Origin of the sequence: Cyanobium sp. Tous-M-B4 (assembly GCF_024345395.1) — a bacterium.
Lineage (GTDB): Bacteria > Cyanobacteriota > Cyanobacteriia > PCC-6307 > Cyanobiaceae > Cyanobium_A.
In genome coordinates this window covers 21,519-40,516 of the sequence record NZ_JAGQBA010000007.1, presented here as the reverse complement: position 1 = coordinate 40,516, position 18,998 = coordinate 21,519, and the positions used below count along the sequence as shown (strand labels likewise).

Genomic DNA, 18,998 nt, shown 5'->3' with positions numbered 1-18,998 from the left:
TTTTTAAACCACTACAACTCAATTAAACGAGGATCTTCACGATGAAGTCTGTTGTGACCACTGTTGTGACCGCCGCTGATGCCGCTGGTCGCTTCCCCTCCCAGAACGACCTAGAAGCTGTTCAGGGCAACATTCAGCGAGCTACTGCTCGTCTTGAAGCTGCTGAAAAGCTGGCTGCCGGCCTGGACAAAGTGACGAAGGAAGCTGGTGACGCCTGCTTCAGCAAGTATCCCTACCTCAAGCAAGCCGGCGAAGCTGGTGAGAATCAGGTCAAGGTGGACAAGTGCTACCGCGACATCGCTCACTATCTGCGTCTGATCAACTACTGCCTGGTTGTGGGCGGCACCGGCCCTCTCGATGAGTGGGGCATTGCCGGAGCCCGTGAGGTGTACCGCACCCTGCGTCTGCCTACCGCTGCTTACGTGGAAGCTCTCACCTTCACCCGCGATCGGGCTTGCTCCCCTCGTGACATGAGCCCCCAGGCTCTCAATGAGTTGAAGTCGTACCTTGATTACGCAATCAACGCCCTCTCCTGATCAGTTTCTGATTAATTGTTGAGGACAAACCACGGAGGCCTTCGGGCCTCCTTTTTTGTGAGAAAATGAGCCCTCTCCCACCCCCTCTCTTGGATGGAAATGGAAGCATTGGATATCTTGTTTGATGACCTTGCTCACCCCAATCCTTATATTCAAAGCCAGGCTTTTATAGCTATGGTCAGGGATTGGCCTCAGCAAGCTCTGCCTCGACTGCTTGGTTTATTGGCCCAATCGGATATAGCTTTACGCAGGGCTTCTGTACGTGGTATTGGCGCCTTTGGCGCAGCAGCCCTGCTGCCATTAGCGGATCTTCTTAAGGCCAGCACGGACAGCACTATCCGCGCTAGCTGCGTCAAGGCCTATGCCCAGGTGGCTTCAAACCAGCCTGGGATACATTTCCCTGATCCTGCTATGCAGGCCCTCGAGGAGGCGCTTGGCGACGACTCACCGGTTGTGGCTGTAGCTACGGTGATGGCCCTTGGGCAGGTGGGTGGGCAGGCGGTGCCGCTGTTGCTGAGAGTGGTGGGTGGAGATAATCCAGCCCAGGCGGTAGCAGCTGTCAATGCGCTCGCCCAGATTGATGATCCTGCAATCGAACGGACTCTTAGAGATCTGCAGAACCAACCACAGCTAGACAGTTATGTGCGCGAGACGCTTGAATCAGCCCTCGCTCGAATTAGGGACCTGCATGCCCGTCAACCTCAGCCGGGCTGACGCGAGACGATTGCCATCCTCACTTGCTCAGCTGACTGATTGCTAGATCCAGCACTAATCTGACACCAGGTTGTTCTTCCTGCTCCACACTTGCTTTTAAGGCAGGCAATGCATCCTTGGCCCCTAGCTTCATCAGCGATAGAGCAGCGTTTTTGCGGACCTGTTCTTCCGAGTCGGTGAGCAGCGGGAGCAGGCGCGGGCAGGCCCATTCTGGCTCCTGCAACTTCCCCATCAGCGTTGCAGCTTCTGCCCGCACCTCGGAGTCCAGGTCATCCAGCGCGGTTAGGAGCAGCTGTCTCGCCTGGTCATCCCCCAACGCCTGGATCTGTTCGCCGAGAGCTGCTATCGCTGCCGCTCTTACCCTGGCATCCGGCGAGCTGGCTGCTTGGCGCAGTGCTTCGGGCGCCTTGGCGCCGATAAAAGCGATCCCCCAGCTGGCCAGCCCCTGCTGCATGGCCGAAGCTTTTGGATGAACGAGCACTGAGAAGAGTGGATCGAGAGCCTGGTCGCCGACTGCAGCCATCGCTCCTACAGCTGATCCCTGCACGACGGGATCCGAATCTGAGAGCAGGGTTTCCAGTAAAACGGGCAAGGCAGCTGGATCTGCAATCAGGGTCAGAGTTTTCGCTGCAGCGCGGCGAACGGTGACATTTTCGTGAGTCCGCAACGCACGGCAGAGTGTTGGCACCGCCGCAGCACCTACTGCTCCAAGGCTTTCGGCAAAGGTGAGCCGCATCAAGCCCCTGGTATCGCCGAGACCGGCCACCATGCGCTCAATCGCGGGGCTGTCGGATGAAGGAACTAGCCCCTGACGAAGTTGGGAACGAAGCTCTGCAGCCAGAATGTTGGCTTCCTCAACGCTCAGTTGCTGGATGCCAGATGCGGGGGTAGCGGACAGCTCGGTAGACAAGGGTCGCTCCTATCGAACAAAATTATCAGGGATAGCCGCGGCGTTCCTATGGTGGGCTTAACAAGATCAGGACATGACACGCTTTTTGCTCTCCCACAACCTTCAGGTGGTTTCCGACAACCTGAAGGGCCTGAATTCGGCCGATCTGGCGGCTGGCCTCGTTGCACACCTGTCCACCGATGTCCAGGTTCAGGCAGTCAGCCACCCTCACTGGTTGGTTCAGGTGGAAGCCGATCTGCTGCCCATCGATTTGGCCAATGCCGTACTCCTGGCCTGGCGACAGCTTCGCTGCTCTGCAGGGGCCACTGATCATGATTGCCAGCTGTTGGCCTTGGGTGGGCGCAAGGACGGCCAGGGCGCCCCTGGAGCGTTGCTGCAGCAGAGTGACTGGGGGGTCGATGTGGTGGAGACTCTGAACAGCGCAGCTTTCCTTCAGTCGATCAACTGGGAACTGCTTAAGCAGGGGCGTGCTCCTGATGGTGTGTTCGAGGTTCAAGGCTGAGCTGGGCTATTTGCGGCGGCGGCGAGGTGATTGCTGTCCAGGCTTGGGTGATTCGCCTGGCTCCATGGCAGCTTTGGTTGCCACTCTGGAAAACGAGTTGGCCGCCTCCATCAGGCCCACCGACGAAACTGGGATTCCGTTCTGGTGTAGTTGCTGCATAGTCTGGCTAAGCATATGGAGCGGAACTCGCAGCTTCTGAGCAACCCTCTGGGGAGTTTCAGATTTGATGCTTGTAACAAGAAGAAGTGCACCACATTGATGGGGTCCCATTGTGCATCTAATTTAGATGGGCTCATATTGAACGCTTCCTGGCTGGGTTGCATCAAGACACATAACTCTTAAACTTTCAGCGCTCTCGCCCTGCCGGCTATCAGAGTTGGAAGCAGCTCTCCTTTGAGCTCCACAGCCGCGTCCACTTTGACTTCTGAGGACAGTATTTTGTCAAGCTCCAGCAACAGTTACGACAATATCCATCCCGGGCTCAGCCACCATGATGCGCTAGCGATTCTTGAGCAATCTCTTGACTCGCTTGATTCTGCCAGCGACTACTACATGGCGGCCGCCCATCTCGTTAACTTCCCCGGCGATAAAACGGAGCAAGCTTTATTGCGGCTTATTGATAATTCTTCTGGCGAACAGGCGGTTAACCTTGCGCGCCGCAAAGCGGTCGAAGTTTTGGGCCGGCTTGGGGTTCAACGGGCCATCCCCAGCATTGGGCGTTGCCTTAGGAGCAACGATCACTACCTCGTTGAAAATGCCGCCTGGGCCCTTCTTCAGCTCAATTGCCAGGATGTTGAATTCCATGAGGCGATGTGCCTGCTACTCAATGATCCAAGCCAGAGCCGCAGGGTTCTCATCCAGGCTCTTGCCGGGTTAGAGGTGCATGCTGCCTTACCCGTACTTCAATCGCTGCAAGATGAAGCGAATCCAGGGGTTCGCGGTGCTGCCTTAGCCGGGGTTGCACAGCTTAGTGGCGATAGTAGTCGCCTTAAAGAGTTGGAAGACCACCTGACCCTGCCGAACCAAATGGACCGGCAGTCGGCGATTCAGGATTTAATTGACTGTCGGGCTTCATATCTATTGCCCTCGATCCTCAAGGCGCCCGTGTCCCCTGTGTTCAGGATGCGAGCTCTGCGCACACTCTGGCCTGGCCAAGATAAATCACACGCAGGACTTGACCTGCTTACTTGTTTAGATTCGCTGATGTGGGATCAGCCAGAAGATTTGCTCTTGGCGCACTGCTACGACACTGAACCTAGCATATTATTTTTATTTGATGAGTTTTTTGGCACTGACTTTAGCCGTTGCTACTTAGCACTTTCCACATTGAAACATAGGCCAGCAGAGGAGCTCTGGCCTGTTTTCTGGAAGCGATGGCAGGAGGATGCTTATAATGATTATGGTGCTCACTATTTCTTCATTCAGCTTTTTGGCAGTGTGGACTTCTGGCCTGGCGCTGCCATACCTGTCATTAAGGCATTGCTGCTGGAAGCGATGAACAGCAAGCGCCCGCAATTTGGTAAGTCAAGAGCGGCTGCTTGCTTAGCTTTGAATAAACATTTTCCTGATATATGGTGCAAAAGTGTGCCGCAGCTTTTGGCCTCCGATTTCACACCAAGCTGGGAGTTACGTTATGCTACATTAATTGGGCTTGATTCAATTGATGATGGGAATAACCATGAAATATTTCAGCTCTTGCAGAATGCTTTGGCCGTGCAGGATCCCGATATTTTTGTGGATTGCAGGCGTCAATTGCTTATCTCCGAAAACCGGGTTTGAAAGGACCCACGCTCTGCCCAGTAGCGTTGAATTTCCAGGCCTTTGGGCCTCGGCACAGCTGCTTCAGCTCTCAGAATCTTGAATGTTCGACGGGGCCCCATGGGCCAGTTTCCAATTGCTCGTACAGACCGCACGTGCCCATCAAGCATATTTAGGCAGTCTTCAAAACGCTCAAGCTGACTATGGTCAATTGTTTCAAAAATAAAGTCTTGGCCTTTGCAAATTAGGTGCTGCGAGCGAATCCAGCTACGGAACTGCTGGATAGTTGGTTCATCAGCTTGCATGGCTTCTATTCTATCCAATTTGTTCAGGTTCATCTCCTTTATAATTATTTAGACTCGCCCACTCAGCTGTGACTTCATTCTCAAAGCTAGCCACGCGTTCAAAACGTAGTGGCCCATGTTCGGAGCCCCATTGCAAGGTATTGGTAGCTGGATCAAAACCCTGATCTCTACTAATCCAGTTTTCGTGATCAACCAACACCTCACTCACTAGATAGGTAGGCCGCCCATCACGTGGCACTAGGCAGTTATTACCAGGTTCTACCTTTCCGCTGAAGCAACCCGGCGCCGTCTCTTGGAAATGCATCGCACAACCGCAGCGTTGTTTAAGGCGATTAATATGAATAAGCTTGAGCAGTTTAGGAGTGAAGCCTGCTCCAGCTAAGCGAATAGGTTGGTCGAATCCAAAATTCTCAACAATCTGTACCTTCTCGGTCGATATCAGTCGATGTACGCCTTGCCTATAAGGTCGCCAAGGATCGTGCCCATAGCTCTGCTCGGAGTAAAAACCAGGGCCCTGAAATATTTCCCAAGGCAGAGGGCGAAAATAGATATTGATATGGGCAAAATTTACTGGATCGCGTTGTGATTGGGCAAAATTACTGAAGTGTCCAGCAAGTAATTTTGCGAATCTAAGGGCAATGGTTGGCACGGCGAATACTGTTAGCTGAAGGAATCTAATCGTCGGATTTCAGATGCGAAGGAGGTTTGCAGTATTCCTGAGCCGGCTGAAGTTCGCAGCACTGATGAGCGGCAGCGAACATTCTCAGATACGAACCAGATCCTTTCTTCTGCAATTGATTGACCATATTGGGTAGTGAGTATAAAAGTATTATCTTCTAGAAAAGCATAGTTTGATACTGCTTGCTCGGCCTCTGCGTATCCAGCGCTTCGCAGTAAGATTCCATTTTGATTATCAGTTGGGATTGGAACGAGAATGCATGATCCTGCCGATACTTCGCTGGGGCCATCTGGCTCCCAGTCACTTTCTGCACTCCATTCCATTCGGAATGGCAGCAGTGGCTTGGCATCGTGTATCTTGCAGTCTTTAATTAACTTAAGTACCAATGGATCTTGGGGCCCAATTGGTTCAATCAATACTGAACTGCGAACATCCTCAAATTGCTGAAACGCAAGAGAATGTCCACTTCTCATGGATCGCCACCGGCCTAGGCTCCGAGCAACAAAAGATTCCAGCTGCATCTACGCTGCTCAGGCCATGGTTCTGTGAGTGGTCTTGGTAATTGGCAGACGACCTGCCTGAACCATGTGTACCCATGTATCGATCATCATGTTGATCGCAGGCTGTGCTTCTTCACTACTCTGATTAATTTGAGTGCACTCTACTTTGAGATAGTCTTTGTCCTGTAAATCCATGGATTGCAGCCAAGGTGCTTGCTGTTGATGCTTTTGGGAGGTGGCTCAAGAGTTGCCTTAATATACTATTAAAGACCTTGAACCGCCTCCAGTTTCGTTTGATTTAGGATTCTTTTACTGATGCGATGCGGCCTCCGCGTCGATGAATTGATTGGATGGCTGATGATAGCGAGCTGAAGGGAACGGTTGTCGTTTGCGTTACCCGTCGATTTAGGCCAACAGGATTAGCGCTTGTCCAGCGAATAGCGTAGCGCTGGTTGTTGCGATCGCCTGGCCCGGGTGTTTTTTGACTACGCCCAGGGGGTGAACTGGTCGCTAGGCTGACTAATAATTGTGATTGCTCGTCACCATCAAAACTTGCAAAGCCCGATGTCAATGCACGTGTTCTGTTATATGTAAGATTGGATTCACCTTGCTGGCTGGTCGCTCCTCTATCGAAAGGCACTGTATCAAAGCCAAAGACCTCTAGATACTCGGCTCCGTATATATAGCTGTTGATTTCTGCTTCGTATCCTTCTGTGGCCAGGAGCTGAACATGCTTGCTTAGTTCAGCCTGATTTCTTGGGGCGCGGCCTAGGAGATGTTTGAAGTTGAGTTCAACAAATCGATAGGGCCCGTTTGCGTCAAAAAAGAGACGCCGATAGCTGTCCGACAGGGCTAGGGCATTGACTAGCCCCTGCACTGTGAGGTCGCCGTTGATGAATAGACTCTCTGCAGAGACTGAGAGCTCTTCGTCAAAGAGGTGTGCATTGCCAAATACCTGGCGGTAGGCGGCTTTCAGCTGTGCCTGGGCTTCTGATTGGCGTAAATCCGAATCAGGCCGGTCAAGAGTTTTGATTTCCATGGTTTATTAAGTTGGCAGGGGAGAGGGAGTGAAGAAGTTAGCTATTGTTCCGAAAATGGAGCCAGAGTCTTCTAGGTGATTTCGGTCACAGAAATGATCCGACCACCGCGTCTATGGATGTATCCCAGTTGGCTGGTAATGTCATTGCCGCTTACTACGTAGCTTGCGTTCGGGTTGCGTTGGCGGCCGCCTGCAGGCTGGGCATTGACGACAATACGGAACTGCTTGGATGTGGGATCAGCTGATCCAGAGGATGCACCAAGCCTGTTAATCCTTACCGTTGTATTTGTCCAGTTTGCAGGTGCAGATCTTGTAGCCACTGAATTCAGCAGGCTTGAAGCGCATTGAATGGTGTCACTAGCTGCATAGCCTTGAACTAGCGCTATGTGGCGATTAAAGGAAACCTGTTCGCGACCATTTTCTGTCGCCACACGTAGATAGGGAACAGTATTCTCACCGAAGGTATTCTGATACTCTTCGCTATCAACGTAGCTGTTGATTTCCGCCTCATAGCCATGAATGGCTAGCCTTTGGAGATGCTCACTCATCTCAGCTTGAGATGCGGGTGCACGGCCTAGAATATGCTTGAAATTTAGCTCCACAAAACGGTAGGGAGCATTTGTTTCGAAGAAGCGCCGGCGATAGTCGGCCGAGAGTCCAACCGCTCTTATAAATTCGCGGGTGCTAAGTCTTCCCTCAGCAAATTGGCTCTCTGCGGTTAAGTTGCGCTCGCTGTCCATCACATGGGGATTGCCCAGCACTTGGCGGTATACCGAGCGGATCAGCGCAGTAATCTGATCAGCTGAATCGCCGCTGCAGCGCTCGAACACTTCCTGCTGGCGCTGACCAAGTCCAAAGCCAACGTACAGATCACCACGCATTGGTGTTGAGTCGCCTCCGTCTGCATTGTTCCGCTTGACAGGCTCTAGCATGCTGGCCGAACCAGACGCAGTTCTGCCCATCTGTCCAAGGGAACTGGATCGGTACACCTGTGCAGGCACCTTTATCGAGAGCCTGTAGCCGCTAACTAGATTTCCTAACAGCTGACTTTTGGTCCCTACTGCTGTGTCGCTGCCAGCAAAATTCTGCTCAAGTGCTGCGATCCTGTTGAATGCTGCTTGAGGCTGGCCCACTGGAGAGTTCCAGCTTGTTGGGTACGGAACTGTTTCCTCGCCGAAGGACTTTAGATACTCATCGGAATCAAGATAGCTATTGATCTCGCCTGTGAAGCCCCTTGTGGCAATTAATGCCACATGGCTAGCAACCTCTGCTTGATTCTGGGGGGGGCGGCCCAGCAAATGCTTGAAGTTAAGCTCAACTGCTCGATGCGGAGATACGGCATCAAAGAAGCGTGAGCGATAAAAACTGGATTGGGCCAATCTCCGTACGAATTCTCGTACGTTTATGTCCCCATTGCGTAGTCTTGATTCGGCACTCAGCAGGCGCTCGCTTTCCATCGGCTGAACATTGCCGAATACCTGCCGGTATGCAGCTCTTACTGCGATGTGAAAAGCAGCATTGTCGTTTGCGGTGAATGCTGAAGGTGTATTCAGTAGCTGCTGGTTGCGAAATTGATCTTCGCTTGTTGCAGTTTCTACGTCATCTGTTCTTTTGCGAGAAAAACTCGCTGGGGCTTCAAGAAGCTGAGTGGCTCCGAAGTCAAGTGAATTGCTTTGATTTGCTGTCATGGGAAGATGGAGTTGATGGACTTGCTTTGTTGTGGGGATTATACGGTGCTAGACGTTTTAGAGGCATCTAATTTGTCTTATCCTCGCAGACTTGGCAGCTTACTGGTTAAGTAGGGCTGGTGGGAGTAATGGGTCAACTCAGTGGTGTGATGCTTGCGATCTTGCCTCCCTCGCGGTGAATAAGTTGATACTGCTCAGATAGCTTGTTGAAAGGGACGAATAATACCCTGTTTGCCTTCCTGTAGCGTGATGTGGGCCGCACGTTATTGGCCCTATAGGCTGTTACTTCAACTCGATAGACTTTGCCTGCTTCACCTGCAAGTACACCTATCCGTGTAACAGGATCTGTCAGGTTGGCAGCTGGGCGGAAGCTCCAGCCTTGGGTATCTTGTGATGAGGGAGCTACCACAGGGAGGGGTCGGTTCTGATAAGCAGCACCGCCAAGGCGGCTCCTGATTCCAGCCAAGTTGCCTTTAAGGCTGCTGCTGCTGTTTCCACGCAGCAACTGGAATGACCAGGTGAATTCTTGAAGCGTTGCACAGGATTCTGTTTTCCAACCACGTTGATATGGGACTGTCCACTCACCAAAGGTGTTCTGATACTCGTCAGAATCTAAGAAGCTGTCGATGTCTGCTTCATACCCACTTGTATCTAGTCTTTCGGCATGACCTCGCATTTCCTCAAAATCTGCTGGAGCACGTCCGAGTAGGTGGCGAAATGCTAGTTCGATATAGCGGTAGCGCGCGCATGAGTCAAAGAAGCGGGTGCTATACAAATCGCTTTTGGCGATACGTCGTACCAGTTCTCTAACGCTGATCTCGCCTAGCTTGAACTGCGATTCTGCAACAACTTGTCGTTCGCTCTCCATGACGTAGGCATTCCCAAGCACCTGTCTGTAGACAGCCCGGATTACTGACTCCTTCGCTTGGTCGTCGTCTCCTGGCACTAGCTCACGTGGTGCTTCGCACTCTTGGGAGAAGCTCTCCACACCCAGGATGGATGCTGGACCAAACGGCATGACTTTCTTGGCGATACCTTGCAATTATCCCTGGCATCCCATAACCTTCGACCTTAGCTTTATAAACCTCAATCTTTTGTTTCAATCGCTTCGCTTTGTCTGGCAGTGCCAGCGCGCTATGCCGTTCTTGTTGCCGATTCAAGCAACGATTCAAGGGTTTCCCTGGTGGCTTGCCGGGTGAGTGGATTCCAACAATCCAGTTCGATGTGAGAGCGAGTTAGGAGGTTTGCGAGCTGTATCTTGTCCATGCCTGTTACCTGACTGAAGTCAGCGCCTTGAATACTTTCAGCCCCATCCAGGAGTGCCTCTGCTAAATCAGCAGCCCTAAAGTCTGCCTGCTGCAACTGACTGCCGGTAAAGCGTGTTGCGATGCAGCGACAGCCTTGCAATTTCGCAAACCTTAGGTCTGCTCCGACAAAACGTGTTCCGTCTAATACTGAACCACTTAAGTCACATCCGCTTAGGTAGGCACCCATGAAGTTGGTGTTCCGAAGATCCATACCCCTGAGATCTGTACCATTTAGAAAAGCCCCATTAAGTGCTGCACCAGGGCCTACTGCTCCTGATTTTTCAAGATCAAAACCAGCGGGTACACGAGTCTTTTTGTCATAACGAGCAAGTGTTAGATTGCATCCTTCTAGTAGACAGTTGCTTAGGTCTGTTCCCCTTATATCCATGCGACAAAGGTTTGCCTGGCGCAGGTCCAGTGGTTGTAGAACACGGTTGTTCCAGCTTGCACCGCGCGCGTCTACGGGTTGATGCTGCGCCGCAGTAGGTTCGCACTTTTCAGGAGCACTCCATTGGCTTGGATCTTCCGGCAACAAAGATGCGTGATGCTTTTGATTCATGTTTAGACGGGATTCACTTCGCTAGTAATCAGATGGGTTAGTGTTCTGTGGTTTCGCTTGCAATGGTAATTGGTTGCCGGGTTTATTTGGCTTCCTGTTCTCCGGGCTAGGTTGGTTGCAAGGCCTTGATCAGATTATCAAAAGCCTTGTCGAGGCAGGTTGCCTCGCGAAGATGGCCAGAAGTTTTTAGGACTTGTGTGGTTAGTGTTCGCATCTGGGCTAGGACATACATCATCGCAGGGATAGGTACTTCCATCTCCTTGTATAACTGACGCAATGCTGTCATGCCTGTCGCATCTGTTACTTCTGTGCAATCGCACGCGACCCCGTAAATGATCACCCGTAGAAACTGTTGGCAATCTCGCCAGCAGGCTTCTGCCCTTGGTTCTGGGTGTAATTTCCCGCCAGGCAGGATGAGCTGTGGTTGTTGGGCTAGTAGTTGTTGTCTTGCTTTATCAACCACCTGGTTTGACTCAGCTATCAGTAGCTCAACGGCATGTTCTGAGGTTTTGCAATATTTGCAAATCTCTCCTAGTTCTTCTGTGTTTAGGAACCGTTTTGAAGTATCGGCTTTAGCTACCACCGCTCTTACTGCATCGGGGAGACTCTCTCGACTGCTTATGCCGCATACTTTTGTAGCCTTGGCCAGTTGGCTGATCTCCATCTTTTGATCTGCTTCTCTAGTTAGGTTCACGATTCCACAGGAGTTGCGGTAAGCCAGCCATGTCGCTCCAAATGGAAAGCCCATATTGCGTTCCCGCCTAGACCTGGACAGTGTTCAGATGCCAGATCCACCAGTTCTTCTGACACTCCGAGCTCTTTGAGCAGATCCTTTGCTTGGGCCGTTCCTTCTACCAATGCAGAACGTATTGCTGCTCCGACTACCCAGGTCAGAGTGGTTTCTGATAGTTCGCCGCTATTGCTCTCGCAGGCAAGCAGAATATTGTTGTTGTCAGGATTTTTGTTGTGATGGGATTTCCAAAGCCCAATGTCTTCAATTCTGAGGTCTATGCGCAAGCGTGCCTCGTTTGTTCCGTACTGAATCTCCTGTTCCTCTCCGGCTTGTTTTATTAAGTCTTTTATGCTTAAAACTTCTTTGGGCGGCATGACGGTTTTCTTTAGGCAAGAGGACGGTTTCCCCGGCTGAATGACTTTTGCCGAATTGCTGTGGGCGACTAATTCTTCACGACTGCTGTCTTTATGCTTAGCTTCGCCCATCCCTTTATCTTTTGTTCAATAAAAATAGCCTCCCTTCGACGGGGAGGCTATTGATTACGTTCTAAAAGGCGGCTTGATCAAACAAGTGCGTTGATTGCGTAATCGAGGTAATTGTTTGCCTCTGTTGCTGCTTCGCCGGCAAGGCCATGGTTGGCTTTGATATAGTTAAGAGCTTCCACATACCAAGAGGGGGAGAGCTCAAAAGCGCGATTGATTTCATCAATCCCGGCAATCAGGTACTCATCCATGGGGCCGGTGCCACCAGCCACGAGGCAGTAGGTGACCATGCGGAGGTAGTAACCGATGTCACGGGAGCACTTCGCCTTGCCACGGGCATCAGCGGCATAGTTCGCACCCTGCATCTGGGTGGTGTAGGGGAACTTGTTGTAAACGGCCTGGGCAGCGCCGTTCACCAAGTTGTCTGCGTTGGCTGTTAGTCCCTTAGCAGCTGCAAGAGCATTTTTGGCGCGGTCAAAGCGACCAAAAGCTGAGTTGAGCTCAGTGTTTGAGAGGAACCGTCCCTGGGAATCAGCTGCTGCGACGGCTTCGGTAAGGGGAGTCTTCATGGGAAGGAGGAAATAAGTTGGTTTGAATTTTTAGTGAGCTGATCAGCCGACGGCTGCTGCAGCGCGGTCGAAGTAGGTGCCGATTTCGCTGATCAAAGCTGAGCAGTCTCCCTGGGTGATGCCGTTGCGGTCGTTGGCAATTGCAATGGCTGCGTCCTTCATCTTGCGAACGCCTTCAGAAACCGAAGCGCCAGGAACGCCGAGCGCCAGGTAGGTCTCCCGCAAGCCGTTGAGGCAGCGGTCTTCCAGCACGGATGCATCGCCGTTGAAAATCGCGTAGGTGATGTAACGGAGGATGATGTCCATGTCGCGTAGGCACGCAGCCATGCGGCGGCTCGTGTAGGCGTTCCCACCAGGAGCTGTCAGCGCCGGCTGAGCTTCAAAAAGATCGCGGGCCGCATTGGTGACGATCTTGGATGCGTTGGAGGTGATGCGGTTCACAGCATCCATACGCTTGTTGCTCTCGGAAACCATCGCCGCAAGCGCGTCGATTTGACCGGCGTTGATGAATTCGCCACGGGCATCAGCCTGGGCTACAACCTTGGTGAAGGCGTCGAACATTGGGAGGCTCCTAGTCGCGACGAAGAGTCGGAAGGGTGGATAGGGGTTCCAGGCTGGTCAGGGCCCAGGGCTGCGCAGTGCCCCTTGTGGGCAGGGTGCAGCAACCTGGCTGTTGTCAACTTGGTTCGCCCATTCTCTTCAAGATGCCTGCCTGCCTACTGCTCCCTTAACAAACGGTCACTGCCCTAGGGACTGGTGAGCTTGCTCGGTGCAGGTGACCACAGCAGTTACCTCATTTTTAGCTCAACAAAGCGTTGGGTGTGGTGGTTTTCAAAAAACTTGGCCGCGGTATCCACATGGGCCTGTTTCGATCGGATTACAAGGCTTTTGCAATCGTTACAAACGCTGTGCTGCAGGCCCTGGGGCGCCAACCCCTGGCGCTTACGGGCTGCGCCGATACCATCCGCCCATTCCATGGGCAATGGTTATGGCTGTTGAGCTAAAGGTTGCAGACTGCACCCAGCGGCTGGCTGACCAGCTGCAGACCCTCTCGGAAGTGGCTGAAGCGATCACCTTCCGGCTGCTTGAACTGGAGGAGCGGCTTGCCGCCCAGGAGTTGAGGCTCGAGCCTCTGCTTGAGGGCCATGCCGATAGCCAGGGCTTGCTCGCTGACGAGACGGAGCTACTACTTGATGACACCGAAGACCGGTTGGCGCGCCTTGAGGGCCTGCTTAAAGGTATCGAGAATCAAGGGGTAGGCCGTCACCTGCGTCCAGTTGTTGCCTCCCAGCTGGCCCATGCCCAGGAGGCTCAGCAGGAGAGCTTTCTGGATGACAGCTTGGTCGAGCAGCCCTTCCTTGATGAAGAGGAGCAACCCTTCCTCGATGAGCTCAGCGCCTGAGACTCAATCCCGGCACTCAATCACGCCACTGCTCAAACCAATGGGCTGGTATTTCGTCGCTGTAGTCGTCGGTGCGGGCAAATTCAAAGGGACCCGCCAGTGATCCCCAAAGATGTTCGTGGGTGATCGGATCGTGGCCCCTATCGATCGTGCGCATGCCAGCTGGGTCTAGTTCCAACCGGCTCACTAGGTAGGAGGTGCTTCCCTTGCGCTCCACCAGACAGCGACATCCAGGCTCCACTTCCCCCACGAATCCTTCGCTCTCTTCGCGTACCACGTAGGCACAGCCATCGAGGGGCATTAGGTCACTGGTTTGAATGCGGCCACGGAGTTCGCTGTCCTCTACCGCTCCCCAGAAGCGTTGATCTTCTGCCAGCGCCTGGTTGACGATCGTCAGCTGGCCGTTCAGCGCTTCCGCCCTCAATACCCGAATTCGGTAAGGAGCTGCTGGGTTGATTGCGTAGCTCTGCTCCAGCAGTAGGGAGCCCGGTGCCAGCTGGGGGAGGGGGCGGAATTTGACCAGGATGTGGGCGTAGAGGGGCGGATTCTCAAAAGCCTGCTCCTGGTTGCTGAAGCCACCGCTCAACATCCGCACCAATCGCTCCAAGGAGCTCGCCATCACGCCAGTTCACGGCTGTGAGAATGACGCTACTGGCTGGGCCCGGCCAACCCCAAGAGGCGGAGGCGAAAAGCGGCTACTTGCTGAGCCAGCTCTGGTTGGTTTTGCAGAAAGGGATGGTCGCCAAGCCCCTCGAGCATCAGCTCGACCTTGGCTGCTGGATCGAGGCCGTGGTGGGGGTCGCGCTGCTCATGTTTTTGCCAGGCTTCATCGAAAGCCTGAGCAAAGCTGTCGGCGTTATTGAACACCCGGTTGGAGTTCAGTGGATGTTCACGCATGGCGTTGGCTAGGGCTCTGGGGGCCTGGAGTTGGCTGGGCTGGACCAAGCAGCATCTCAAGTAGAGAATTGATTGCCATGTCGCATTTTTCAAGTTCGATTGGGGTGCTGCTTTCGCGCCAGAGGATCTGGCAGTAGTGGCGAAGGAACGACCGCCAGGCATCAATAGTGGATTCTTCGTCCCAGGGGGCTAGCTGGTCCACCTTGGCAAGCACTCGGGTGATTGTTTGGGCTACTGCCATGCCGCCGCGGCTGCCCAGTAGCCGCTTCAGGGCCAAGGAGCGCCCCTCCGGCTCCTTGGGGTCGTGGTCACAGATCAGTTCGGTGATTGTGCTAGCGGCCCCATAAAGGCCCTTGTTGGAGGTGCCTGGATCGGCAAGCTCGCCAAAACAGAGGGCGATTTCAAGCAGGGCCCGTCCCATGGTGGCGCTCACCAGCTTGGGATCACGGCTGGGATCAGCTTTGTAGTTGAGGCGCTCGCAATGCTCGATAAAGGCTGCATCGCAGTGCAGGAGTTGGCGAATTTTCTCGCCGACGAAAAAGCCTTGAAGCTGGCTCTGCATGGTGCCGCAATATTCAGCCGTTTCTAATTGAGCCATTCCAAACCCAGGCAGGATTTTCGCGGAAGGAAAGTAGTGGGATGAGAATGCCAGGACCCAGATTTGAACTGGGGACACGGCGATTTTCAATCGCCTGCTCTACCAACTGAGCTATCCCGGCCCGTCGCCTAAGCGACGAATCGATCTTAGATCACGGCCCTGCCACGGGGTTCGTGCCAGGCAGGCCATGCCAGCCACCTGCCAGCCCTGGTCGCGCAGGGTGGCAGCGGCGGCGCAGGCCGTAGCACCCGTCGTGAGGATGTCGTCCAACAGCACCACCGCTGGTTTCTCCCAGGGGTGGTGCTGTTGCTGCGCAGACGCGGAGCAGCGAAAGGCCCCAGCCTGGTTAGCCCAGCGCAGTTCGCGGCCTAGATGGTGCTGGCCCAGCACTGCCCGACTGCGTTGCAGGAGGGGTACTTGGCGCCAGCCCATTTGCCAGCTAAGGGCTCTGCCCAGCAGGCCGGGCAGAGGGTTGGCTCGCCGCTTCCAGCTGGGGATCGCAACCAACAGGGGTGGTCTGGCCCAAGTTTCGGCGCCCAGTACTGCGGCTAGTTGCTGTACCAGAACTGCCACCATTGCTGGATTCGGATGGGTGCGCAGATACAGAAGCTGCCGGCGCAGCCGCCCCGAGTACATGCCAGCGGCCCACCAATTGATGGGATCACTGCCCTGGCGTCCGCCCTCGGGTAATTCCGCCGCCAGATCGGCGTGCAGGCTTGGTGGTTTGGCGATCCATTCCAGGGGCAGCAGCTTGAACAGCCCTGCCGTTGGGGGAGTTGGGCTAGGGGGCCAGGAGGCCATGGATGGGTCTGCAGGTTTCCCGCAGGATTCCCACGCCGCCGGCTTCAGCGGGGCAGGGCCCGCAGCATCGCCACCAGGGTGCGATGGGCATCCTCACTGTCACTAAGGCAGTGGTCGAAGGGCACTGTGACCTTGGCGCCATCCACCTCAAGCTCCATGGCTTCGGCTCGGACTGCTATCAGGCTTGCCTCCTCGGCTGCGCCTAGGCCGCCGTAGTGACGGGCATAGGCCAGCACCGCCTCGGCATGGTCGTCATTCATGTGTCGGCAAATCCGATCGCTCACGGCGGGGGTGAGGGGGTCGGCGGCCATGGTGATGCGCGGCGGTGGGGGTGGGAGTGATTCTGGCTCGGACGAAGCTGCTAAGGGAGTTAGGCGGCGCCGAAGCGCTGCCACAACAACAGGCCAAAACGCAGGGCACTGAAGCCCACATAGCCAGCCAGCACCACAAACACCGCCATGGAGATCACAGAGCGCAGGCGGTCGTTCATGGTTTTTGCAGGGCTGTTGCGGCCAGTCTGGCCATGCCAAGGGCAGCTGTGCACCCCGGTCGATTCAGCACCGGTATGCCGAGGCTCTGCTGGCGCAGCCGCCGCCATTGGGGGTTGCGGGCCCCGCCCCCCAGGGTGATCACCCGCTCCAGGGCGGGGGCGCCGGCCGCTTGCAACCGCTGCCAGCCCTGTTTTTCGAGGGCTGTGAGGCCCTCTAGCAGGGCCTGGAGGTAGCGGACGTCGCTGATCGGGCGCGGTCCCAGTAGCGGCTCGAGCTCAGGATCGTCCACAGGAAAGCGCTCCCCACGGGCTGGCAGCGGCCGCAGCTGCAGGCCCGTGGGTTGGCGAGGATCGATCTGGCGGCTTAACTCTTCGATCTGGCCGTCACTGAAGAAGCGCCTCAGGATGCCGGCTCCGGCATTGGAGGCGCCACCTACCAGCCAGCTTCCTGCCACTCGGTGACAGCTGATGCCTGGCCCTTCGATCGGTCTGGGGCTGAACTGTTTGAGCACCAGGGTGGTGCCCAGCACGGTGACGCCATCACCCCTGCCTGGCTGGGCGGCTAGCACCCCGGCGTTGGCGTCGGTGCTGCCTGCAACCACCAGGCAGCCATGCGCCAGTCCCAGCTTTTGGGCCGTCGTAGCAGCGATTCGCCCCAGTACCGCGCCGCTGGGGCGAATCGCTGGCAAGGCTGTGGCCCACGGCTGGCACGCGATCGAGCCACTCCAGCCCTGCCTTTGCAGGTCCCAGCCGAGGCGCAGGTTGTTGCCCTCTTCTCCCCAGCTCCAGTCACCAAGCAACCAGCCGGTTAGCCAGTCGGCCTGGTGACGCAGCAGCCAGGGGCCGCCCGCTCCAATTGCTTGGGCCTTAGCCAGCAGGTGCAGGGCCCGGGCCAGGCTGCCATTGGCACTGGCGGCTGGGCCTGAACCGGCAAGGGCTGCAGCAATAGGGGCCTGCTCACGGCAGATGAAGTGATACGCCAAGGCTTTACCTAGGCAGCCAGGGCCGGGCTGGCCATCGGGATGGCACAGCAGCAGGGTGCCGGAGGTGCCATCCACCGCCAGCGCCCCAACTTGCTTTCGGGCAGCGGCTGGCAGCAGCCCGCAGAGGCTTATTAGGCCCTCCACCCAGCCCAAAGGCTCCTCCAGGCTGGATGGATAGGGGCTGGACTCTGCGATCAGCTGCTCGCCGTCTGGCCCTATCAGGGCAATCCGCAGGCCGCTACTGCCCAGATCCACTCCAAGGGCATGTGTCGTGTTCACCCGCAGGGGTGGCAGCTCAGGCGTCGACCTGCGCTGCGGTGACCTGCTTGAGCGTGGCAGCGATGGCGTCCACGTTTTCCCAGGGAAGATCCAGGTCGGTGCGGCCGAAATGGCCGTAAGCAGCCACATCTTGATAGAAGCGGCCGCCGCGTTGCTGGGGCAGCTCCCGTAAGCCGAAGGTTGCGATGATGGCCCCGGGGCGTAGGTCGAACTGCTCCTGCACCAGGGTGGTGAGGTCGTCATTGCTGATGGCGCCCGTGCCGAAGCTTTCCACCAGAATGCTTACCGGTTTGGCTACGCCGATGGCGTAGCTGAGCTGCACTTCGCACTTGCGAGCCAGGCCTGCGGCCACCAGGGCTTTAGCCACGTAGCGGGCGGCGTAGGCGGCGGAGCGATCCACCTTGGTGGGATCCTTGCCCGAGAAGGCGCCACCGCCATGGCGGGCATAGCCGCCGTAGGTATCAACGATGATTTTGCGGCCCGTCAGACCGGCGTCACCCTGGGGGCCGCCCACCACAAATTTGCCGGTGGGGTTCACCAGGAAGCGAGTGTCTGCCTGGGAGGGCTTGAGGGCCAGATCGGCGGTGGCGGGCTCCACCACGTGGCTCCAGAGGTCGGCGGCAATGCGCTCCCGAATCGCTTTTTCGTCCGAGATGCCATCGATCTCAGCTGTGTGCTGGGTGGAGATCAAGATCGTGTCGATCGACACGGGCACCTCGTTTTCGTAGACGACGCTCACCTGGGTTTTGCCGTCGGGCAGCAAGTAGCCGAGGCTGCCGTTGTGACGCACCTCCGCCAGCCGCCGCGCCAGGCGGTGGGCCAGGCTGATCGGCAGAGGCATTAGCTCTGGCGTCTCGTTGCAGGCGTAGCCAAACATGATCCCCTGGTCGCCTGCTCCAACCAGATCGAGGGGGTCGCCGTCGTGGTCGTCGGCCTCATTCACCCCCTGGGCAATATCGGGGGACTGCTGGTCTAGGGCCACCAGCACAGCGCAGCTGTGAGCATCGAAGCCGCCGGCGCGGGCACCGGCGTAACCGATCTGGTTGATCACGCCCCGCACCAGGGTGTTGAAGTCAACCCGGGCGCTTGTTGTTACTTCACCAGTGATCAGGCAAAGGCCAGTGTTGACCACGGTCTCGCAGGCAACTCGAGAAGCAGGGTCCTGGGCCAGCAGGGCATCGAGCACCGCATCGCTCACCTGATCACAGATCTTGTCGGGATGCCCTTCTGTTACCGACTCAGAGGTGAAGACGTAGCGGCTCATGCA

At 55.6% G+C, this 18,998-nt stretch carries 24 protein-coding genes and 1 tRNA gene; 5 read left to right on the top strand and 20 right to left on the bottom strand.

Annotated features, from left to right (window positions below):
- Nucleotides 1–41 precede the first annotated feature (41 nt).
- Both cpeA and KBY73_RS13355 read left to right on the top strand, forming a co-directional pair.
- Nucleotides 42–536, top strand: a complete 495-nt coding sequence (cpeA, locus tag KBY73_RS13360; RefSeq protein WP_106632843.1) for a class 1 C-phycoerythrin subunit alpha — start codon at nucleotides 42–44, stop codon at nucleotides 534–536.
- Between the two features lie 99 nt (nucleotides 537–635).
- A complete protein-coding gene (locus KBY73_RS13355) occupies nucleotides 636–1,250 on the top strand; it encodes a HEAT repeat domain-containing protein (RefSeq protein WP_254937578.1) in 615 nt (204 codons plus the stop codon).
- Nucleotides 1,251–1,269: 19 nt separating this feature from the next.
- Here KBY73_RS13355 and KBY73_RS13350 read toward each other — a convergent pair whose 3' ends face one another.
- A complete protein-coding gene (locus KBY73_RS13350; RefSeq protein ID WP_254937577.1) occupies nucleotides 1,270–2,160 on the bottom strand; it encodes a HEAT repeat domain-containing protein in 891 nt (296 codons plus the stop codon).
- Between the two features lie 73 nt (nucleotides 2,161–2,233).
- Between KBY73_RS13350 and KBY73_RS13345 the strand changes: the two genes are divergently transcribed.
- Nucleotides 2,234–2,662 carry a DUF2656 family protein gene (locus KBY73_RS13345; protein WP_254937576.1) on the top strand — a complete coding sequence of 143 codons (429 nt, stop codon included), beginning with the start codon at nucleotides 2,234–2,236 and terminating at the stop codon, nucleotides 2,660–2,662.
- Between the two features lie 417 nt (nucleotides 2,663–3,079).
- A complete protein-coding gene (locus KBY73_RS13340) occupies nucleotides 3,080–4,441 on the top strand; it encodes a HEAT repeat domain-containing protein (protein ID WP_254937575.1) in 1,362 nt (453 codons plus the stop codon).
- 294 nt (nucleotides 4,442–4,735) lie between these two features.
- Here the strand turns inward: KBY73_RS13340 and KBY73_RS13330 are convergent, their stop codons facing one another.
- The 11 genes from KBY73_RS13330 to KBY73_RS13280 form a co-directional block, all read right to left on the bottom strand.
- Nucleotides 4,736–5,374 (bottom strand): chromophore lyase CpcT/CpeT, encoded by a 639-nt coding sequence (locus KBY73_RS13330; protein WP_254937573.1) that lies wholly within the window; start codon nucleotides 5,372–5,374, stop codon nucleotides 4,736–4,738.
- Nucleotides 5,375–5,385: 11 nt separating this feature from the next.
- Nucleotides 5,386–5,925: a phycobiliprotein lyase gene (locus KBY73_RS13325; RefSeq protein ID WP_254937572.1), complete on the bottom strand. Its 540-nt coding sequence runs from the start codon at nucleotides 5,923–5,925 to the stop codon at nucleotides 5,386–5,388.
- A gap of 277 nt (nucleotides 5,926–6,202) precedes the next feature.
- Nucleotides 6,203–6,943, bottom strand: a complete 741-nt coding sequence (locus tag KBY73_RS13320) for a phycobilisome rod-core linker polypeptide (protein WP_254937571.1) — start codon at nucleotides 6,941–6,943, stop codon at nucleotides 6,203–6,205.
- A 71-nt stretch (nucleotides 6,944–7,014) separates the two neighbouring features.
- Nucleotides 7,015–8,631, bottom strand: a complete 1,617-nt coding sequence (locus KBY73_RS13315; protein ID WP_254937570.1) for a phycobilisome rod-core linker polypeptide — start codon at nucleotides 8,629–8,631, stop codon at nucleotides 7,015–7,017.
- Between the two features lie 133 nt (nucleotides 8,632–8,764).
- On the bottom strand, nucleotides 8,765–9,649 hold the full coding sequence (locus tag KBY73_RS13310) for a phycobilisome linker polypeptide (protein WP_254937669.1): 885 nt from the start codon (nucleotides 9,647–9,649) through the stop codon (nucleotides 8,765–8,767).
- Nucleotides 9,650–9,765: 116 nt separating this feature from the next.
- The gene (locus KBY73_RS13305) at nucleotides 9,766–10,497 is read right to left on the bottom strand and encodes a pentapeptide repeat-containing protein (protein ID WP_254937569.1); all 732 of its coding nucleotides are present in this window, start codon (nucleotides 10,495–10,497) and stop codon (nucleotides 9,766–9,768) included.
- Between the two features lie 106 nt (nucleotides 10,498–10,603).
- A complete protein-coding gene (locus KBY73_RS13300) occupies nucleotides 10,604–11,191 on the bottom strand; it encodes a phycobilisome polypeptide (RefSeq protein WP_254937568.1) in 588 nt (195 codons plus the stop codon).
- On the bottom strand, nucleotides 11,188–11,715 hold the full coding sequence (locus tag KBY73_RS13295) for a hypothetical protein (protein ID WP_254937567.1): 528 nt from the start codon (nucleotides 11,713–11,715) through the stop codon (nucleotides 11,188–11,190). The genes KBY73_RS13300 and KBY73_RS13295 overlap by 4 nt, the downstream gene beginning before the upstream one ends.
- 77 nt (nucleotides 11,716–11,792) lie before the next feature.
- Nucleotides 11,793–12,281, bottom strand: coding sequence for a phycocyanin subunit alpha (gene cpcA, locus KBY73_RS13290; protein WP_254937566.1), 489 nt, complete (start codon nucleotides 12,279–12,281; stop codon nucleotides 11,793–11,795).
- A gap of 42 nt (nucleotides 12,282–12,323) precedes the next feature.
- Entirely contained in the window at nucleotides 12,324–12,842 is a 519-nt protein-coding gene (locus KBY73_RS13285; RefSeq protein WP_254937565.1) for a phycocyanin subunit beta, read from the bottom strand.
- Nucleotides 12,843–13,069: 227 nt separating this feature from the next.
- The gene (locus KBY73_RS13280; protein WP_254937564.1) at nucleotides 13,070–13,258 is read right to left on the bottom strand and encodes a hypothetical protein; all 189 of its coding nucleotides are present in this window, start codon (nucleotides 13,256–13,258) and stop codon (nucleotides 13,070–13,072) included.
- 11 nt (nucleotides 13,259–13,269) lie between these two features.
- Between KBY73_RS13280 and KBY73_RS13275 the strand changes: the two genes are divergently transcribed.
- Nucleotides 13,270–13,683 carry a hypothetical protein gene (locus KBY73_RS13275; RefSeq protein WP_254937563.1) on the top strand — a complete coding sequence of 138 codons (414 nt, stop codon included), beginning with the start codon at nucleotides 13,270–13,272 and terminating at the stop codon, nucleotides 13,681–13,683.
- A gap of 16 nt (nucleotides 13,684–13,699) precedes the next feature.
- On the opposite strand, the gene KBY73_RS13270 is transcribed toward KBY73_RS13275, so the two are convergent.
- The 8 genes from KBY73_RS13270 to metK all read right to left on the bottom strand — a co-directional run bounded on the left by KBY73_RS13270 (nucleotide 13,700) and on the right by metK (nucleotide 18,995).
- Nucleotides 13,700–14,302 (bottom strand): chromophore lyase CpcT/CpeT, encoded by a 603-nt coding sequence (locus tag KBY73_RS13270; protein ID WP_254937562.1) that lies wholly within the window; start codon nucleotides 14,300–14,302, stop codon nucleotides 13,700–13,702.
- Between the two features lie 29 nt (nucleotides 14,303–14,331).
- Nucleotides 14,332–14,580: a hypothetical protein gene (locus KBY73_RS13265; RefSeq protein WP_254937561.1), complete on the bottom strand. Its 249-nt coding sequence runs from the start codon at nucleotides 14,578–14,580 to the stop codon at nucleotides 14,332–14,334.
- The gene (locus tag KBY73_RS13260; protein WP_254937560.1) at nucleotides 14,573–15,178 is read right to left on the bottom strand and encodes a hypothetical protein; all 606 of its coding nucleotides are present in this window, start codon (nucleotides 15,176–15,178) and stop codon (nucleotides 14,573–14,575) included. The genes KBY73_RS13265 and KBY73_RS13260 overlap by 8 nt, the downstream gene beginning before the upstream one ends.
- Nucleotides 15,179–15,226: 48 nt before the next feature.
- Nucleotides 15,227–15,299, bottom strand: a tRNA-Phe gene (locus tag KBY73_RS13255).
- Complete coding sequence (locus KBY73_RS13250; RefSeq protein WP_254937559.1) at nucleotides 15,290–15,979, bottom strand: ComF family protein; 690 nt, start codon at nucleotides 15,977–15,979, stop codon at nucleotides 15,290–15,292. Before KBY73_RS13250 ends, KBY73_RS13255 begins: the two co-directional genes overlap by 10 nt.
- A 44-nt stretch (nucleotides 15,980–16,023) precedes the next feature.
- The gene (locus KBY73_RS13245; RefSeq protein ID WP_254937558.1) at nucleotides 16,024–16,290 is read right to left on the bottom strand and encodes a DUF2470 domain-containing protein; all 267 of its coding nucleotides are present in this window, start codon (nucleotides 16,288–16,290) and stop codon (nucleotides 16,024–16,026) included.
- Nucleotides 16,291–16,465: 175 nt separating this feature from the next.
- Nucleotides 16,466–17,737: an FGGY-family carbohydrate kinase gene (locus KBY73_RS13240; RefSeq protein WP_396097184.1), complete on the bottom strand. Its 1,272-nt coding sequence runs from the start codon at nucleotides 17,735–17,737 to the stop codon at nucleotides 16,466–16,468.
- A 10-nt stretch (nucleotides 17,738–17,747) separates the two neighbouring features.
- The gene (gene metK / locus KBY73_RS13235) at nucleotides 17,748–18,995 is read right to left on the bottom strand and encodes a methionine adenosyltransferase (RefSeq protein WP_254937556.1); all 1,248 of its coding nucleotides are present in this window, start codon (nucleotides 18,993–18,995) and stop codon (nucleotides 17,748–17,750) included.
- Nucleotides 18,996–18,998 lie beyond the last annotated feature (3 nt).

Coding starts and splice junctions, on each gene's coding strand:
- KBY73_RS13280 (WP_254937564.1), bottom strand. CDS start 13,258: ATGGAATGGGCGGATGGTATCGGCGCAGCCCGTAAGCGCCAGGGGTTG.
- cpcA (WP_254937566.1), bottom strand. CDS start 12,281: ATGAAGACTCCCCTTACCGAAGCCGTCGCAGCAGCTGATTCCCAGGGA.
- cpeA (WP_106632843.1), top strand. CDS start 42: ATGAAGTCTGTTGTGACCACTGTTGTGACCGCCGCTGATGCCGCTGGT.
- metK (WP_254937556.1), bottom strand. CDS start 18,995: ATGAGCCGCTACGTCTTCACCTCTGAGTCGGTAACAGAAGGGCATCCC.
- KBY73_RS13275 (WP_254937563.1), top strand. CDS start 13,270: ATGGCTGTTGAGCTAAAGGTTGCAGACTGCACCCAGCGGCTGGCTGAC.
- KBY73_RS13305 (WP_254937569.1), bottom strand. CDS start 10,497: ATGAATCAAAAGCATCACGCATCTTTGTTGCCGGAAGATCCAAGCCAA.
- KBY73_RS13260 (WP_254937560.1), bottom strand. CDS start 15,178: ATGGCTCAATTAGAAACGGCTGAATATTGCGGCACCATGCAGAGCCAG.
- KBY73_RS13285 (WP_254937565.1), bottom strand. CDS start 12,842: ATGTTCGACGCCTTCACCAAGGTTGTAGCCCAGGCTGATGCCCGTGGC.
- KBY73_RS13295 (WP_254937567.1), bottom strand. CDS start 11,715: ATGGGCGAAGCTAAGCATAAAGACAGCAGTCGTGAAGAATTAGTCGCC.
- KBY73_RS13355 (WP_254937578.1), top strand. CDS start 636: ATGGAAGCATTGGATATCTTGTTTGATGACCTTGCTCACCCCAATCCT.
- KBY73_RS13325 (WP_254937572.1), bottom strand. CDS start 5,925: ATGCAGCTGGAATCTTTTGTTGCTCGGAGCCTAGGCCGGTGGCGATCC.
- KBY73_RS13245 (WP_254937558.1), bottom strand. CDS start 16,290: ATGGCCGCCGACCCCCTCACCCCCGCCGTGAGCGATCGGATTTGCCGA.
- KBY73_RS13250 (WP_254937559.1), bottom strand. CDS start 15,979: ATGGCCTCCTGGCCCCCTAGCCCAACTCCCCCAACGGCAGGGCTGTTC.
- KBY73_RS13315 (WP_254937570.1), bottom strand. CDS start 8,631: ATGACAGCAAATCAAAGCAATTCACTTGACTTCGGAGCCACTCAGCTT.
- KBY73_RS13310 (WP_254937669.1), bottom strand. CDS start 9,649: ATGCCGTTTGGTCCAGCATCCATCCTGGGTGTGGAGAGCTTCTCCCAA.
- KBY73_RS13345 (WP_254937576.1), top strand. CDS start 2,234: ATGACACGCTTTTTGCTCTCCCACAACCTTCAGGTGGTTTCCGACAAC.
- KBY73_RS13265 (WP_254937561.1), bottom strand. CDS start 14,580: ATGCGTGAACATCCACTGAACTCCAACCGGGTGTTCAATAACGCCGAC.
- KBY73_RS13320 (WP_254937571.1), bottom strand. CDS start 6,943: ATGGAAATCAAAACTCTTGACCGGCCTGATTCGGATTTACGCCAATCA.
- KBY73_RS13270 (WP_254937562.1), bottom strand. CDS start 14,302: ATGGCGAGCTCCTTGGAGCGATTGGTGCGGATGTTGAGCGGTGGCTTC.